The 16,484-nt window shown below is 64.5% G+C and carries 14 protein-coding genes and 2 tRNA genes; 15 read left to right on the top strand and 1 reads right to left on the bottom strand.

Annotation, left to right across the window (positions count from 1 at the left end):
• Positions 1–137: 137 nt before the first annotated feature.
• Positions 138–464 (bottom strand): ribosome assembly RNA-binding protein YhbY, encoded by a 327-nt coding sequence (yhbY, locus tag Q0894_RS12730; RefSeq protein WP_299235947.1) that lies wholly within the window; start codon positions 462–464, stop codon positions 138–140.
• A 197-nt stretch (positions 465–661) separates the two neighbouring features.
• Here yhbY and rlmE point away from each other — a divergent pair, with 197 nt between their 5' ends.
• From rlmE to pnp, 15 genes are all read left to right on the top strand, one after another.
• Positions 662–1,321, top strand: coding sequence for a 23S rRNA (uridine(2552)-2'-O)-methyltransferase RlmE (gene rlmE / locus Q0894_RS12725; protein WP_299235945.1), 660 nt, complete (start codon positions 662–664; stop codon positions 1,319–1,321).
• Between the two features lie 212 nt (positions 1,322–1,533).
• Positions 1,534–3,519: an ATP-dependent zinc metalloprotease FtsH gene (ftsH, locus tag Q0894_RS12720; protein WP_132042123.1), complete on the top strand. Its 1,986-nt coding sequence runs from the start codon at positions 1,534–1,536 to the stop codon at positions 3,517–3,519.
• A gap of 228 nt (positions 3,520–3,747) precedes the next feature.
• Positions 3,748–4,533, top strand: a complete 786-nt coding sequence (gene folP, locus Q0894_RS12715; protein ID WP_366131017.1) for a dihydropteroate synthase — start codon at positions 3,748–3,750, stop codon at positions 4,531–4,533.
• Positions 4,533–5,891, top strand: a complete 1,359-nt coding sequence (gene glmM / locus Q0894_RS12710) for a phosphoglucosamine mutase (protein WP_299235940.1) — start codon at positions 4,533–4,535, stop codon at positions 5,889–5,891. The genes folP and glmM overlap by 1 nt, the downstream gene beginning before the upstream one ends.
• 89 nt (positions 5,892–5,980) lie before the next feature.
• Complete coding sequence (tpiA, locus tag Q0894_RS12705; RefSeq protein ID WP_299235938.1) at positions 5,981–6,730, top strand: triose-phosphate isomerase; 750 nt, start codon at positions 5,981–5,983, stop codon at positions 6,728–6,730.
• Positions 6,731–6,734: 4 nt separating this feature from the next.
• Positions 6,735–7,097, top strand: a complete 363-nt coding sequence (secG, locus tag Q0894_RS12700; protein ID WP_299235936.1) for a preprotein translocase subunit SecG — start codon at positions 6,735–6,737, stop codon at positions 7,095–7,097.
• 34 nt (positions 7,098–7,131) lie between these two features.
• Positions 7,132–7,218: transfer RNA gene (locus Q0894_RS12695), tRNA-Leu, on the top strand.
• 142 nt (positions 7,219–7,360) lie between these two features.
• Positions 7,361–7,437, top strand: a tRNA-Met gene (locus tag Q0894_RS12690).
• A gap of 243 nt (positions 7,438–7,680) precedes the next feature.
• Entirely contained in the window at positions 7,681–8,142 is a 462-nt protein-coding gene (rimP, locus tag Q0894_RS12685; protein ID WP_195688504.1) for a ribosome maturation factor RimP, read from the top strand.
• Between the two features lie 83 nt (positions 8,143–8,225).
• On the top strand, positions 8,226–9,716 hold the full coding sequence (nusA, locus tag Q0894_RS12680; RefSeq protein WP_195688503.1) for a transcription termination factor NusA: 1,491 nt from the start codon (positions 8,226–8,228) through the stop codon (positions 9,714–9,716).
• A 117-nt stretch (positions 9,717–9,833) separates the two neighbouring features.
• Positions 9,834–12,362, top strand: a complete 2,529-nt coding sequence (gene infB / locus Q0894_RS12675; RefSeq protein ID WP_299235933.1) for a translation initiation factor IF-2 — start codon at positions 9,834–9,836, stop codon at positions 12,360–12,362.
• Between the two features lie 16 nt (positions 12,363–12,378).
• Positions 12,379–12,786, top strand: coding sequence for a 30S ribosome-binding factor RbfA (gene rbfA / locus Q0894_RS12670; protein ID WP_299235931.1), 408 nt, complete (start codon positions 12,379–12,381; stop codon positions 12,784–12,786).
• On the top strand, positions 12,786–13,703 hold the full coding sequence (gene truB / locus Q0894_RS12665; protein ID WP_299235929.1) for a tRNA pseudouridine(55) synthase TruB: 918 nt from the start codon (positions 12,786–12,788) through the stop codon (positions 13,701–13,703). The genes rbfA and truB overlap by 1 nt, the downstream gene beginning before the upstream one ends.
• A 78-nt stretch (positions 13,704–13,781) precedes the next feature.
• Positions 13,782–14,051 (top strand): 30S ribosomal protein S15, encoded by a 270-nt coding sequence (rpsO, locus tag Q0894_RS12660; protein WP_110070029.1) that lies wholly within the window; start codon positions 13,782–13,784, stop codon positions 14,049–14,051.
• Positions 14,052–14,219: 168 nt separating this feature from the next.
• A complete protein-coding gene (gene pnp / locus Q0894_RS12655) occupies positions 14,220–16,355 on the top strand; it encodes a polyribonucleotide nucleotidyltransferase (RefSeq protein ID WP_299235923.1) in 2,136 nt (711 codons plus the stop codon).
• The last annotated feature ends 129 nt before the right edge of the window (positions 16,356–16,484 follow it).

Genomic DNA, 16,484 nt, shown 5'->3' with positions numbered 1-16,484 from the left:
CTGAGCCCCGTACAGTACAGGACTCAGGCCTTGGGCGCCGGCTGAACGAACCGTCCAACAATTGGGGGTCAGTTCAGCCTTGGGGGGGTGTTTTCTTACAGCTTAAAGCTTATGGCTTACAGCTCGCGCGAAGCGCGTCAGCGCCGCCCGTGGTGGTCCGCGTAGCGCTGGACGTTGGAGAGCTTCGGATTGGCCTTGGGGTTGGCGCGATAAAGCAGCGCCATCTTGCCGATATTGTGGATCAGCTCGGCGCGGCTGGCCGCGACCAGCTCCTCGAGCATGGCTTCTCGCTCCTCGCGCTCCGGCAGGGCGAACTTCACCTTGATCAACTCGTGGTCGTTGAGGGCTCGGTCGAGCTCCGCCAGCACTCCCTCGGAGATGCCGTTCTCGGAGATCATCACCACCGGGTTGAGGTGGTGGCCGATGCTGCGAAATGCTTTCTTTTGTGCCTGTGACAAGCTCATGGTATCTTGCATCTTCTCGGTTGCGCGCAACCAGCTATGGTACGCGCAACTGTGGCATGCGCAACTGTGTTACGCGCAAATCGTCACGCCGAAAACGTCTTCGGCAACAGCGCCGTTTCAGCCGGCCATTCCTCGGCGCTCCAGTACCGTTTTTCGCTCCGCGCCAAGTCTTATCCCGTTACGTCCTAGGTGATGCCGTGGCCCGTTCCCGCACCTCATCCCCCGCCTCTGGCAAGCACTCCGCAAGCAAGACCAGCAAGGGCTGGTTGAAGGAGCACTTCGATGATCAGTATGTGCAGCGCTCCAAGCTGGAGGGGTATCGCTCGCGGGCCAGCTACAAGCTGCTCGAGCTCGACGAGAAGGACCGTCTCTTCGTTCCGGGCATGACCGTGATCGACCTGGGGGCGGCCCCCGGTGGCTGGAGCCAGGTGGCCGCCGAGAAAGTGGGGCCCGAGGGGGTGGTGATCGCCTCCGATATCCTTGAGATGGATGCCCTGGCCGGGGTCGACTTTATCCAGGGAGACTTTACCGAGGAGGAGATTCTCGAGGCGATCCTTGCGACGCTGGGCGAGCGCCCGGTCGACCTGGTGATGTCCGACATGGCACCCAACATGAGTGGCATGGCCGCCATCGACCAGCCCCAGGCGATGTATCTGGTGGAGCTGGCGCTGGACCTGGCCGGCCAGACCCTGCGCCCCGGCGGCACCTTCCTGGCCAAGGTGTTCCAGGGCGAGGGCTTCGATGAATACCTGAAGGCGCTGCGTGGCGCCTTCACGCGGGTGGTGACCCGCAAGCCCGGCGCCTCGCGGGCGCGCTCCCGCGAGGTCTATCTGCTGGCGCAGGGCTTTCGCGGTTGACCCGAGAGGTTGTGGCGCCGTGATAGCCCTGGCCTAACGGGGTGATTGGCGGACAAAGCAGAATAATGTGTGTCACAGTGCCTGTTACGAATGACCGCTTATGCCGTCGCGAATGACCGCATAGCAGCGGTGGCCGAACGCGGCCGGCTCATGTAGTGTCCAACGTGCCAGGTCCTTGCGGCCGATAGATTTCAGATATTGAGGGTAGTCCCTTGAACGATATGGCGAAGAACCTGATCCTGTGGTTGGTCATCGCGGCGGTGCTGCTGACGGTGTTCAACAACTTCAGTGTCGACAGCTCACCCCAGACGATGAACTACTCCCAGTTCGTCCAGCAGGTGCAGAACCAGCAGGTGCGCAGCGTCACCATCGATGGCTATACCATCAATGGCGAGCGTACCGATGGCTCCCAGTTCCAGACCATCCGCCCCGCGGCGGAGGATCCCAAGCTGATGGATGACCTGCTCTCCAGCAACGTCACCGTGGTGGGCAAGAAGCCCGAGCAGCAGAGCCTGTGGATGCGACTGCTGATCGCCAGCTTCCCGATCCTGCTGATCCTGGCGATCTTCATGTTCTTCATGCGTCAGATGCAGGGTGGCGGGGCCGGCAAGGGTGGCCCCATGAGCTTCGGCAAGTCCAAGGCCAAGCTGCTCTCCCAGGATCAGATCAAGACCACCTTCGCCGATGTCGCGGGCTGTGACGAGGCCAAGGAGGAGGTCGAAGAGCTGGTCGACTTCCTGCGCGACCCCACCAAGTTCCAGCGCTTGGGTGGCACCATCCCCCGCGGCGTGCTGATGGTGGGCCCGCCCGGCACCGGCAAGACGCTGCTCGCCAAGTCGATTGCCGGCGAGGCCAAGGTGCCGTTCTTCTCGATCTCCGGCTCCGACTTCGTCGAGATGTTCGTCGGCGTGGGCGCCTCCCGTGTGCGTGACATGTTCGAGCAGGCCAAGAAGCAGGCGCCCTGCATCATCTTCATCGACGAGATCGACGCCGTTGGCCGCTCCCGCGGAGTCGGCATGGGCGGTGGCAACGACGAACGTGAGCAGACCCTCAACCAGCTGCTGGTGGAGATGGACGGCTTCGAGGCCAACGAGGGCATCATCGTCATCGCCGCCACCAACCGCCCCGACGTGCTCGACCCGGCCCTGATGCGTCCGGGACGCTTCGACCGCCAGGTGGTGGTGCCGCTGCCCGATATCCGCGGCCGTGAGCATATCCTCAATGTGCACCTGCGCAAGGTGCCGCTGGCCGATGACGTCAAGCCGTCGCTGATCGCTCGCGGTACGCCTGGCTTCTCCGGTGCCGACCTGGCCAACCTGGTCAACGAGGCCGCCCTATTTGCCGCGCGTCGCAACAAGCGCCTGGTGGGCATGGAGGAGCTCGAACTGGCCAAGGACAAGATCATGATGGGGGCCGAGCGCCGCTCCATGGTCATGACCGAGAAGGAGAAGCTCAACACCGCCTATCACGAGTCGGGCCATGCCATCATCGGCCTGGTGATGCCGGAGCATGACCCGGTCTACAAGGTGACCATCATCCCGCGTGGCCGCGCCCTGGGCGTGACCATGTTCCTGCCCGAGCAGGATCGCTACAGCCTGTCGCGGCAGCAGATCATCAGCCAGATCTGCTCGCTGTTCGGTGGCCGCATCGCCGAGGAGATGACGCTGGGGCCGAACGGGGTAACCACCGGTGCCTCCAACGATATCAAGCGCGCCACTGAGCTGGCTCACAACATGGTCGCCAAGTGGGGTCTCTCCGAGGAGATGGGCCCGATCATGTACGACGAGGATGAGTCGCACCAGTTCCTGGGTGGCCCCGGTCAGGGGGGCAAGCTCAAGTCCGGCGAGACCATCTCCAAGCTCGACAGGGAGGTGCGCAAGGTCATCGACGAGTGCTACGAGCAGGCTCGCGTGATCCTCGAAGAGAATCGCGACAAGCTCGACGCCATGGCCGATGCGCTGATGAAGTACGAGACCATCGATGCCGACCAGCTCAAGGACATCATGGCCGGGCGCACACCGCGTCCGCCCAAGGATTGGGAGGATGGAGACTCCTCCGGTCCTGGCGCCCCGGTGACCGAGGGGGCTCGCGATGCGACGACCCCGGATGAGCCGGAGCAGGTCGACGGTGACGAGGATGACGACGAGGAGCCGCGTCGTCGGCCCTCCGATCCGCTGGGTGGCCCGGCCGGCTCTTGAGCCCGCAGCCCTCCCCAGTCAGGCGCCCCCCGCGGGGGCGCCTTTGCCTTTCTGATCAGCCCGTTCTCACTATCCTTCATTTCTCTATCCTTCAATTCTCTACTCTTCAGTTCACTACCCTTCAACTTGCTACCCTTCGATTCACTTACCCGCCGAGCGAAGATGAACGCGAACACCCCCTCCCTGATGTGCGGTCGACATCGGCTCGATCTCTCCTATCCCCGCGTCATGGGGATCCTCAATGTCACCCCCGACTCCTTCTCCGACGGGGGACGCCATGTGTCCCTGGACGATGCCCTGCGCCATGCCGAACGCATGCTGGCGGAGGGGGCGGCGATCATCGATGTCGGCGGCGAGTCGACTCGCCCCGGGGCCGATGGGATCTCGCCCCAGCAGGAGCTCGAGCGGGTGGCACCGGTGGTGGAAGCACTGGTCCGTGAGCTGGATGCCCTGGTCTCGGTGGATACCAGCAGCCCCGAGGTGATACGCGAAAGTGCCGCCCTGGGCGCCGGCATGATCAACGACGTACGGGCCCTGGAGCGCGAGGGGGCGATGGTCGCCGCCATCGGCAGCGGCCTGCCGGTGTGTCTGATGCATCGCCAGGGCGAGCCCCGCGACATGCAGCAGGCGCCCCGTTATGATGTGCCCATCGAGGAGGCGGTAGCCGACTATCTCGCGGCGCGCGTGGCGGCCTGCGAGCAGGCTGGCCTGCATCGTGATCGCCTGCTGCTCGACCCGGGCTTCGGCTTCGGCAAGACGGTGGAGCACAATCTACGCCTGCTCAACCGCATGGAGCGTCTCGTCGAGCTCGAATTGCCGCTGCTGGTGGGCATGTCGCGCAAGAGCATGATCGGCAAGGTGCTCGAGCGTCCGGTGGAGGAGCGCCTGCCCGGCGGCCTGGCGCTGACGGCGATGGCGGTAGAGCGCGGCGCCCGCATCCTGCGTGTCCACGATGTCGCCCCCAGCGTGGATGCGGTGAACATGACCTGGGCAGTACTCAAGGAGAGTTGCTGATGGCTCGACGCTATTTTGGTACGGATGGAATTCGCGGCACCGTCGGCGAGGCACCGATTACCGCCGACTTCATGCTCAAGCTGGGCTGGGCCACCGGGCGTGTGCTCGCCGCGCGCCATGGCAAGCGGCGCTGCCGGGTGCTGATCGGCAAGGACACCCGCATCTCCGGCTACATGTTCGAGTCGGCGCTGGAGGCGGGGCTCTCGGCGGCGGGGGTCGATGTGGCCCTGCTCGGCCCCATGCCGACTCCTGGTATCGCCTACCTGACGCGCACCTTTCGTGCCGATGCCGGCATCGTGATCTCGGCATCCCACAACCCCTTTGCCGACAATGGCATCAAGTTCTTCTCCACCGAGGGCGCCAAGCTCAACGATGAGGTCGAGGAGGCGATCGAGGCGATGCTCGATGAGCCGCTGACCACCGTTGCCGCGGACCGCCTGGGCAAGGCCGAGCGCATCGATGATGCCGACGGCCGCTATATCGAGTTCTGCAAGTCGACCATCCCCGACCGGGTCAGCCTCGAGGGGCTCAGGGTGGTGCTCGACTGCGCCCACGGGGCCACCTACCACATCGCCCCCAGCGTGTTTCGCGAACTGGGTGCCGAGGTGAGCGTGATCGGTGCCTCCCCCGACGGGCTCAATATCAATCGTGAGGTAGGCTCCACCCACCCGGCGGCGCTGCGCGCGGCGGTGATCCAGCAGGGGGCCGATCTGGGAGTGGCCTTCGACGGTGACGGCGACCGGGTGTTGCTGGTGGATAGCGACGGCCGCGAGATCGATGGCGATGACATCCTCTATCTGATCACCCGCGACCGCCATGCGCGTGGCGAGCTGGGTGGCGGCGTGGTCGGCACCCTGATGTCGAACTTCGGCCTGGCCACGGCGCTGGAAGCCATGGGGGTACCCTTCGAGCGGGCCAAGGTCGGCGACCGCTATGTCATGGAGCGGCTCGCCGCCAACGGTTGGCAGCTGGGCGGTGAGTCCTCCGGTCATATCGTCTGTGGCCATGTGCAGACGACCGGCGACGGTATCGTCTCGGCGCTGCAGGTGCTGGCCATCATGATGCGCGAGGGCAAGTCGCTGCAGAGCCTGCTGGCCGGGCTGGAGAAGGCCCCTCAGGCGCTGGTCAATGTACGGTTGACCCCCGGCAGCGATGCCCGGGCGGTGATGGCGATGCCGGCCCTCAAGGAGTCGGTAAGCGAGGCCGAAAGGGAGCTCGGTGAAGAGGGGCGGGTGCTGCTGCGCCCCTCCGGCACCGAGCCACTGATCCGCGTGATGGTCGAGGGTCGCCCTCACCTGGACGTGGATGGTCTGGCACGGCGCCTCGCCGAACGGGTCGAGGCGCTGCTCGGCACCTGAGGACTCGCTGGTCGAGGGCTCGGGGTGGCCGGTTGTCTTGACAGGGCCTCTCCTATACCATTTCGCTCCATCTTGAAAGAGGACAGTCGATGCGCACGCCGCTGATCGCCGGCAACTGGAAGATGAACGGCTCGACCGAGCTGGTCGAGGCCTTCGGTCAGGCCTTCTCGAGTGCCGCGCTACCCAACTCCCTGGAAGCGGCGATCTTTCCGCCCTATCCCTATCTGGGGGCGGCGCGAGCTGCCTTCGCCGAGTCGCCGCTGGCGCTCGGTGCCCAGACGCTCAATCCGCACCCGGCGGGGGCGCACACCGGTGAGGTGAGCGGTCCCATGCTGCGCGAGTTCGGGGTCCAGTATGCCCTGGTGGGGCACTCCGAGCGTCGCCAGCTCTATCGCGAGAGCGACGAGCAGGTGCATGAGCGCCTGCTGGCCGCGCTCGAGGTCGATCTCGTGCCGGTGCTCTGCGTGGGCGAGAGCCTCGCCGAGCGCGATGCCGGTCACACCCTGAACGTGGTGCTGCACCAGGTCGGGTACGTGATGTCGAGGCTGGAGCCGGCGCAGCGCGAGCGCGTGATCATCGCCTATGAGCCCGTTTGGGCCATTGGTACCGGCCGTACCGCCACCCCCGAGCAGGCTCAGGAGGTCATGGCCGGCATTCGCGCCTACCTGTCCGAGTTCGATCGCGGCCTGGCGGATGGGTTGCGGCTGCTCTACGGCGGTAGCATGAACGCGGGCAATGCGGCCGAGCTGCTTGCCCAGCCCGATATCGACGGCGGCCTGGTGGGCGGTGCCTCGCTCAAGGTCGACGATTTCCTAGCCATCTGTCAGTCAGCAGGTTAATTCCATGCAAGTTGCCATTCTTATGATCCACGTGGCGGTCGCCATCGCCCTGGTCGTCCTGATCCTGCTGCAGCAGGGCAAGGGGGCCGAGGCCGGTGCCGCCTTCGGTGGCGGTGCCTCCCAGACCGTGTTCGGCTCCCGCGGTAGCGGCGGCTTCCTGTCGAAGTTTACCGCCGTGCTGGCGGCTGCCTTCTTCGCCACCTCCCTGACCCTGGCCTGGTTCGCCAGCCAGGCCAGCGATGCCCCCGAGGCAGGCATTCCGGACGCGCGCCTGATCGAACAGCAGAATAACGTGCCGACCCTTGACGAAGGGGGCTCGAGCATGGATAATGCTGCGCCAGTGCTGGAGGGCGGCGACGAGCAGTAATGTGTCGTTGCGCCATCATCCAGCCTCCCCTGATGCCGAAGTGGTGGAATTGGTAGACACGCTATCTTGAGGGGGTAGTGACCTTACGGTCGTGCGGGTTCAAGTCCCGCCTTCGGCACCATCTGATTCATCGTGGCGTCCCTGGTTAACTTCTGATGGTTAACATGACGATGCCGACGATCCTTCAGAAGCAGGATTGGCAAAGCGGTGTGCAGCTCTTGACGTATTCGTCGGCTGCGTGTAGTATCACCGACCTAGATTGATGCGGGGTGGAGCAGTCTGGTAGCTCGTCGGGCTCATAACCCGAAGGTCATCGGTTCAAATCCGGTCCCCGCTACCATCTTCCGGCAGGCGCCTGTCGAACATGCAAGCTAGCATGATCGAATGAAGGGGTAGCTATTGACTACCGGAGTGGTTTACAGGTTTCTTGTGAAAGCCCCTTCCTGTGAAGGGGCTTTTTGTTAGCAGCTTGCTCAGGGCGCCAAGCGTCGGGGCACTGTTCCGGGCAATGCCAATCAGCCACCTGACTTTCCAGTTCACTCCCGGCCAGGTGCCTGATGCAACGGCTGTAGGAGTCTATTCCGTGGCTACCAAGGATGCTGCGCTACACACCTTGATCGACCCGGTGGTTACCGCCATGGGTTTCGAGCTGTGGGGCATCGACTATCTCTCCCAGGGTAAGCACTCGCGTCTGGTGATCTATATCGATCACGAGGACGGAGTCTCCGTCGACGACTGTGCGGACATCAGTCGCCAGATCAGTGCGCTACTCGATGTCGAGGACCCGATTCACGGCGAATATCGCCTCGAGGTCTCCTCTCCGGGGATGGATCGCCCCCTGTTCACCCTCGATCACTTTTCCCGTTATCGCGGCCACGAGGTGGCACTGAAGCTGCGTGCGCCCTTCGAGGGGCGGCGCAAGTTCCAGGGCCTGCTGGCCGGCGTCGAGGGTGACGAGGTGCTGGTGCAGGTCGATGGCGAGGAGTACTGCTTCCCCGTCGACGGCATCGATCAGGCGCGCGTGGTGCCCCGTTTCGAGGATTAGCCCGCGGTTCAAGGATTCGGCCTCCCCCCAGGGGAGGCATGTTGAGCATCAGCTCGAGAACAGCTTTCTGGCGAGGCAAAGGCATGAGTAAAGAGATTCTGGCGGTCGTGGATGCGATCTCCAACGAGAAGGGGGTTCCCCGCACGGTGATCTTCGAGGCCGTCGAGGCGGCCCTGGCCAGTGCGTCGCGCAAGCGCTTCGAGGATGAAGAAGCCAGCGTGCGGGTGCATATCGATCGCAGTACCGGCGAATACGAGACCTTTCGTCGCTGGGAAGTGGTCGAGGACGATGACTTCGACGGCCCTGACCACCAGATCAAGCTGACCTTTGCCGAGCGTCGCGATCCGCCCCTGGGCCTGGGTGACGTGGTCGAGGAGCGCATCGAGAATGCCGAGTTCGGTCGCATTGCCGCTCAGACTGCCAAGCAGGTGATCGTGCAGAAGGTGCGCGAGGCCGAGCGTGCCGAGGTCGTGCGGCTCTACGCCGATCGCGAGGGTGAGCTGGTCTCGGGCATCGTCAAGAAGACGACCCGCGATGGCCTGATCATCGACCTGGGTGACAACGCCGAGGCGTTCCTGCCGCGCAGCGAGATGATTCCCGGTGAGCGCTACCGCATGAACGAGCGGGTTCGTGCCCTGCTGGTCAAGGTCGACCCGGAGGCGCGCGGTGCCCAGCTGATCCTGTCGCGCACCTGCCCCGAGCTGATCATCGAGCTGTTCAGCATCGAGGTGCCGGAGATCGCCGAGCAGCTTATCGAGATCAAGGGGGCCGCTCGCGACCCCGGGTCCCGCGCCAAGATCGCGGTGAAGACCAACGACCGCCGTATCGATCCGGTGGGGGCCTGTGTGGGCATGCGTGGCTCACGGGTCCAGGCCGTCTCCACGGAGCTCCAGAACGAGCGCGTCGATATCGTGCTGTGGGACGACAACCCCGCCCAGCTGGTGATCAACGCCATGGCTCCGGCGGATGTTGCCTCCATTCTGGTCGACGAGGATGCCCACGCCATGGACGTGGCCGTCGCCGAGGACAACCTGGCTCAGGCTATCGGTCGCAGCGGTCAGAACGTGCGTCTGGCCTCCGAGCTGACCGGCTGGCGGATCAATGTGATGACCGAGGCCGAGGCGGAGGACAAGCGTGACCAGGAGGTCGATAGCCTGGTCGAGCAATTCGTGCAGCACCTCAATATCGACGACGATGTGGCGCGCCTGCTGGTGGAAGAGGGCTTTACCACCCTGGAGGAGATCGCCTACGTACCGGTTGAGGAGATGCTCGAGATCGAAGAGTTCGATGAAGAGACCATCGAGGAGCTGCGCTCGCGTGCCAAGGATGAGCTGCTCAACCTCGCCATCGCTTCCGAGGAGGCGCTGGATGGTGCCCAGCCAGCCGACGACCTGCTGGAGATGGACGGCATGGAGCGCCATCTGGCCTTCATCCTGGCTAGCCGGGGAGTCGTCAGCATGGAGGATCTGGCCGAGCAGTCCGTCGATGATCTTCTGGATATCGAGGGCATGGACGAGGAGCGTGCCGCGTCACTGATCATGACTGCCCGTGCGCCCTGGTTTGAAAACGAGTAGTTCGCATAAGAACGGCTCGAAGGCGAATAACGTGCAGACAAGGGTCCGATGCCCAGCGCTCGGACCGGCAGTATTCGAAGCGAACAGAATTGGGGTCACGGGCTCAGGAGGGTCTACATGTCAGACATGACCGTTAAGGATTTTGCAGCGAAGGTGGGACGCGACGTTCCCCGCCTGCTGGAACAGATGAAACAAGCCGGGCTCAAGCACAAGTCCGAGAGCGACGCCGTGTCCGAGGAAGACAAGCGTCAGCTGCTCGACTTCCTGACCAAGAGCCACGGCGGCAGCGCCGAGAAGGCCGCGCCGAAGAACCGCATCACCCTGACGCGCAAGACGCGTAGCCGCATCAACACCGGTGAGCGGGGCAAGACCATCGAGGTGCAGGTGCGCAAGAAGCGTACCTACGTCAAGCGCGCCGAGGAAGAGACCAAGCCGAAGCAGGTGGAGGACACCGGTCCGCGCCAGCTGGTCGGCGACATGGCCGACTCTCAGCAGGCTCAGGCCGCCAAGGAAGCCCGCGAGGCCGAGGAGGCCAAGGCGCGTGCCGCCGAGGAGGCCGCGCGCGAGGCCGCTGCCAAGCTGGAGGCCCAGAAGGCCGCCGAGGTGCCCGATATCCCGGTGCCCGAGCTCGAGACCCCGGCACCCGGCGACGAGCCCCCGGCCCCGCCCAAGGAGGGGCGCACCGATCGCCGTACCGCGCCGCCCAAGAAGGCCGCCGCCAAGAAGGGGCGTCACGATCGCGATGACGACCGTGGTGAGCGCGAGGACCGCCGCCGTGGCGGCAAGAAGGCCAAGCGTGCCGAGCGCCGCGGCGGCCGTCGTGGTGGCAGCAGCAGCCAGGGCAACGGCAAGCACGGCTTCCAGAAGCCGACCCAGCCCATCGTTCGTGAGGTCTCGATCCCCGAGTCGATCAGCGTCGCCGAGCTGGCCGACAAGATGTCGATCAAGGCCAACGAGGTCATCAAGACCATGTTCACCATGGGCGCCGCGGTGACCATCAACCAGACCATCGACCAGGACACCGCCGCCATCGTGGTCGAGGAGATGGGTCATACGCCCAAGCTGGTCAAGGACGATGCGCTCGAGGAAGAAGTGCTGGACAGCATCTCCTACGAGGGTGAGGAGCTGACCCGCGACCCGGTGGTGACCGTGATGGGTCACGTCGACCACGGCAAGACCTCGTTGCTCGACCATATTCGCCAGGCCAAGGTGGCCACCGGCGAGGCCGGCGGTATCACCCAGCATATCGGCGCCTATCATGTCGCGGCCGAGAAGGTGAACAACTCCCACGGTGTGACCTTCCTGGACACCCCGGGCCACGCGGCCTTTACCGCCATGCGTGCCCGCGGTGCCAAGGCGACCGACGTGGTCATCCTGGTGGTGGCCGCCGATGACGGTGTCATGCCCCAGACCATCGAGGCGATCGAGCACTCCAAGGCCGCCGAGGTTCCCATGGTGGTCGCCGTCAACAAGATCGACAAGCCGGCCGCCGATCCGGATCGCGTCAAGAACGAGCTCTCCCAGCACGGCGTCATCTCCGAGGAGTGGGGTGGTGACACCCAGTTCGTGCATGTCTCCGCCAAGACCGGTGAGGGCATCGATGCGCTGCTCGAGGCGGTGCTGCTGGTCTCCGAGGTGCTCGAGCTCAAGGCCGTCCCCGAGGCACCCGGCAAGGGTGTGGTGGTCGAATCGCGCCTGGACAAGGGGCGTGGTCCTGTGGCCACCGTGCTGGTTCAGAACGGCACCCTCAAGCGTGGCGATATCGTGCTGGCCGGCCTGCACTACGGCCGCGTGCGTGCCCTGACCAACGAGCTGGGCAAGCAGGTCGAAGAGGTCGGCCCGGCGATGCCGGTGGAGATCCAGGGCCTCGACGGTACGCCCGAGGCGGGTGACGACTTCATGGTGGTGGCCGACGAGAAGAAGGCCCGTGAGGTTGCCAACTTCCGTCAGGGCAAGTATCGCGAGGTGCGCTTGGCACGCCAGCAGAAGGCCAAGCTGGAGAACATGTTCAGCCAGATGGGCCAGGATGCGGCCGCCAAGCTCAACATCGTGCTCAAGGCCGACGTCCAGGGCTCCCTGGAAGCGATCAAGAGCGCGCTGGAGGAGCTCTCCACCGGCGAGGTGGAAGTGGCAGTGGTCTCCTCCGGTGTGGGTGGCATCACCGGCACCGACGCCAACCTGGCATTGGCCTCGGAAGCCATCGTGGTCGGCTTCAACGTGCGTGCCGATGTCGCGGCCCGCGAGATCATCGAGCGCGAAGGCCTCGACCTGCGCTACTACAGCGTCATCTACCAGCTGATCGATGAGGTCAAGCAGGCGATGAGCGGCATGCTGGCACCGGAGTGGAAGGAAGAGATCGTCGGCGTGGCCGAGGTTCGCGACGTCTTCCGTGCACCGAAGATCGGTGCGGTGGCCGGCTGTATGGTGGTCGAGGGCACCGTCTTCCGTAACAAGAAGATCCGCGTGCTGCGCGACAACGTGGTGATCTACGAGGGTGAGCTCGAGTCGCTGCGTCGCTTCAAGGACGATGTCCAGGAAGTGCGCAACGGCATGGAGTGCGGCATCGGCGTGAAGAACTACAACGACGTCCAGGTCGGCGACAAGATCGAGGTCTTCGACCAGATCAAGGTCGAGCGGACGCTCTAAGCGCCAGGAGTCAAGCATGCGCGATTTCAAGCGTACCGACCGGGTGGCCGACCAGCTCCAGAAGGAGCTGGCGGTCCTCATCCAGCGCGAGGTCAAGGACCCGCGCCTGGGCATGGTCACCGTCAGCGGCGTCGAGGTCAGTCGTGACCTCGGCTATGCCGACGTTCATGTGACCCTGCTGGGTGAGGACACTCCGGAACGGATCAAGGAGAACCTCAAGGTTCTCAAGCAGGCCGCCGGCTTCCTGCGCGGGCAGATCGCCCGGCGCATCAAGCTGCGCCACGTGCCGGAGCTGCGCTTTCACTACGACGAGAGCGTGGTACGGGGCCAGCGCCTCTCCTCGCTGATCGAAGAGGCGGTGGAGAGCGACCGCACCCGTCTGGGTGAGGAGCCGACTTCCGATGACGAGGGTGAGCGGGACTGATGGCACGTCGACGTCGCGGCCTCCCCGTCAATGGCGTGCTGCTGCTGGACAAGCCCGCGGGCCTGTCCAGCAATCACGCGTTGCAGCAGGCCCGACGCCTGTTCCAGGCCCAGAAGGCCGGCCACACCGGCACCCTGGATCCGATGGCGACCGGTCTGTTGCCGGTGTGCTTCGGCGAGGCGACCAAGTTCTCCGCCCATCTGCTGGCCTCCGACAAGGTCTACCGTACCCGGGTGGAGCTAGGTGTGGTGACCGATACCGGAGATGCCGAGGGTGAGGTGGTCGAACGCCTGGCGATCCCGTCCCTGACTGCTGCCAATGTGGAGGCCGTACTGGCTCGCTTTCATGGCGAGATCGAGCAGGTGCCACCCATGTACTCGGCGCTCAAGCACCAGGGGCGCAAGCTCTACGAGCTGGCCCGCGAGGGCAAGTCGGTCGAGCGTGCAGCACGGCGCGTGACCGTGTATGATGCCCGGCTCGTTTCCTTCGAGGGCAGTGCCTTCGAACTGGAAGTGTCGGTCAGCAAGGGGACCTATGTGCGTACCCTGGCCGAGGATATCGGACGCGAACTGGGCAGCGGGGCACATATCAGTGCGCTGCGTCGCCTGGCCACCGGGCCCTTCGGCGCCGACGGCATGCTGACCCTCGAGTCGCTGCAGGCACTGCCCGACCAGTCGTCCCGGGAAGCGACGCTGCTGCCGGTCGACGTGCTGGCCGCGCACCTGCCGCGACTCGAGGTCGACGCCGAGGCGGCTCGACGCCTGACCCATGGTCAGGCGGCCGCGGTGGATGCCGGTGATATCGCCGTCGGCGAGACGGCAAGACTCTACTGTGACGAGGCCTTCTTGGGTCTCGGTGCGGTGACGACGCCACAGGAGGTGGCGCCGAAACGGCTGCTGAGCACCGCAGCCGATTGAGGGAGAAACGCCTGAGACTGCAAATATGCGTGGTCTCACACACTCATCATTCAGGCATATTGCTTACTGGAGAGACAGATGGCACTGACAGCCGAGCAGAAGTCCGCAATCGTCAGCGAATTTGGTCGTGGCGAGAACGACACCGGTTCCCCCGAAGTTCAAGTGGCCCTGCTGAGCGCCAACATCGATGGCCTGCAGGATCACTTCAAGACCAACAAGCAGGATCACCACTCCCGTCGTGGCCTGATCCGCATGGTCAACCAGCGCCGCAAGCTGCTGGACTACCTGAAGCGCAAGGACTTCGAGCGCTATCAGGCTCTGATCCAGCGTCTGGGCCTGCGTCGCTAAGCGTCGCACCCCACGCGGTAACGAAACGGGCAGCCTTCGGGTTGCCCGTTTTGCGTGTATAGGGCGGAAATCTCGCTATCCGGTGGCCGCGGGGCGCGTCAACCCCTAAAATGGTCGGCGAGTCGAAACGACCCAAACACAGAAAAGTAGATATTGAAGGAAGTCGCCGTGAATCCGGTCAAGAAGACATTTCAGTACGGTCGCAGCACCGTTACCCTGGAAACCGGGCGCATCGCCCGCCAGGCCTCCGGTGCCGTAATGGTCACCATGGACGATACTGTGGTGCTGTGCACCGTGGTCGCCAGGAAGGATGCCAATCCCGCGCAGCCATTTTTCCCGCTCTCCGTGCACTATCAGGAGAAGACCTATGCGGTCGGCAAGATCCCCGGCGGCTTCTTCAAGCGCGAGGGGCGCCCCACCGAGAAGGAGACGCTCACCTCGCGGCTGATCGATCGCCCGATCCGTCCGCTCTTCCCCAAGGGCTTCATGAACGAGGTGCAGGTCGTCTGCACCGTGCTCTCCACCGATCGTAACCATGATCCGGATATCGCGGCGCTGCTCGGCACCTCCGCGGCCCTGGCCATCTCCGGGGTGCCCTTCAGTGGCCCCATCGGCGCGGCCCGCGTCGGTTTCAACGAGGAGCAGGGCTACTTCCTCAACCCCACCGTGGAAGAGCTCACCACCTCCGAGCTGAACATGGTCGTCGCCGGTACCGAGAAGGCGGTGCTGATGGTCGAGTCCGAGGCCGATGAGCTGCTCGAGGACGAGATGCTCGGCGCCGTGCTCTACGGCCACATGGAGATGCAGACGGCGATCCAGGCCATCAACGAGCTTGTCGCCGAAGCGGGCAAGCCGAAGTGGGACTGGCAGCCGCCGGTGGAGAACACCGCGCTCAAGTCCGCCATCGCCGAGGCCTTCGAGGCCCGCGTGGGCGAGGCCTATCGCATCACCGACAAGATGCAGCGCCAGGATGCGCTGTCGGCCCTCAAGGCCGAGGCGGTGGAGCAGCTGGCCGGTGAGGAAGAGGGCAAGTTTGCGGCCGACGATGTCAAAGGTGCCTTCTCTAGCCTCGAGAAGCGCGTGGTACGTGCCCGTGTGGTGAAGGGCGAGCCGCGTATCGATGGCCGTGACCACAAGACCGTGCGTCCGCTGGAGATCGAAGTGGGCAGCCTGCCCAAGGCCCACGGCTCGGCGATTTTTACCCGTGGCGAGACCCAGGCCATCGTGGTCGCGACCCTGGGTACCCTGCGTGACTCCCAGCTGATCGAGTCCCTGGAGGGGGAGCGCAAGGACCGCTTCCTGCTGCACTACAACTTCCCTCCCTACAGCGTGGGTGAGGCCGGCTTCATGGGCGGTCCCAAGCGTCGTGAGATCGGCCATGGCCGCCTGGCGCGTCGTGGCGTGCAGGCCATGCTGCCCGACGAGGCGGAGTTCCCCTACACCATCCGGGTGGTCTCCGAGATCACCGAGTCCAACGGCTCCAGCTCCATGGCGTCCGTGTGCGGCTCCTCGCTGGCCCTGATGGATGCCGGTGTGCCGATCAAGTCGCCAGTGGCGGGTATCGCCATGGGCCTGGTCAAGGACGAGGACGGCTTTGCCGTGCTGACCGACATCCTCGGTGACGAGGACCACCTCGGCGACATGGACTTCAAGGTGGCCGGCTCCGCCGATGGCGTGACTGCCCTGCAGATGGACATCAAGATCGAGGGCATCAACGAGGAGATCATGGAGCAGGCGCTACAGCAGGCCCTGGAAGCGCGCCTCAGCATCCTCGAGCAGATGAACGCGGTGATCAACGAGAGCCGTGCCGAGGTCTCCGAGAACGCGCCCTCCATGGCGACCATCAAGATCGATCCCGAGAAGATCCGTGACGTCATCGGCAAGGGTGGCGCCACGATCCGCAAGATCTGCGAGGATACCGGCGCCTCCATCGATCTCGATGATGACGGCACCGTGCGCATCTATGCCGAGGACAAGTCGGCGGCCAAGGCGGCCATCGACACCGTGCTGGCGATCACCGCCGAGCCCGAGATCGGCAAGCTCTACCGCGGCAAGGTGGTGCGCATCGCCGACTTCGGCGCCTTCGTCAATATCATGCCCGGCACCGATGGTCTGGTGCACATTTCCCAGATCGTGCCGGAGCGGGTCAATGACGTGCGTGACTTCCTCAACGAGGGCGACGAGCCCATCGTCAAGGTGCTCGATATCGACAACCGCAACCGGGTGAAGCTCACCATCAAGGAGATTACCCCGGAAGAGAAGGCGGCATTCGAGGCCGAGGCGGTTGCTGAACCCGAGCTGTAAGCGTGTAAGCGATAAGCTTTAAGCCGTAAGTAAAACCGCCCCCGCAGCCTGGCTGAACTGCACCCCGAAAGTTGGACACCCACATCCAACCTTCGGGGTGTTTTTATGAGTAACCGATACGACGAGTGG

Source organism: uncultured Halomonas sp. (genome assembly GCF_947501415.1).
Lineage (GTDB): Bacteria > Pseudomonadota > Gammaproteobacteria > Pseudomonadales > Halomonadaceae > Halomonas.
This window is presented reverse-complemented; position numbering and strand designations above follow the sequence as displayed.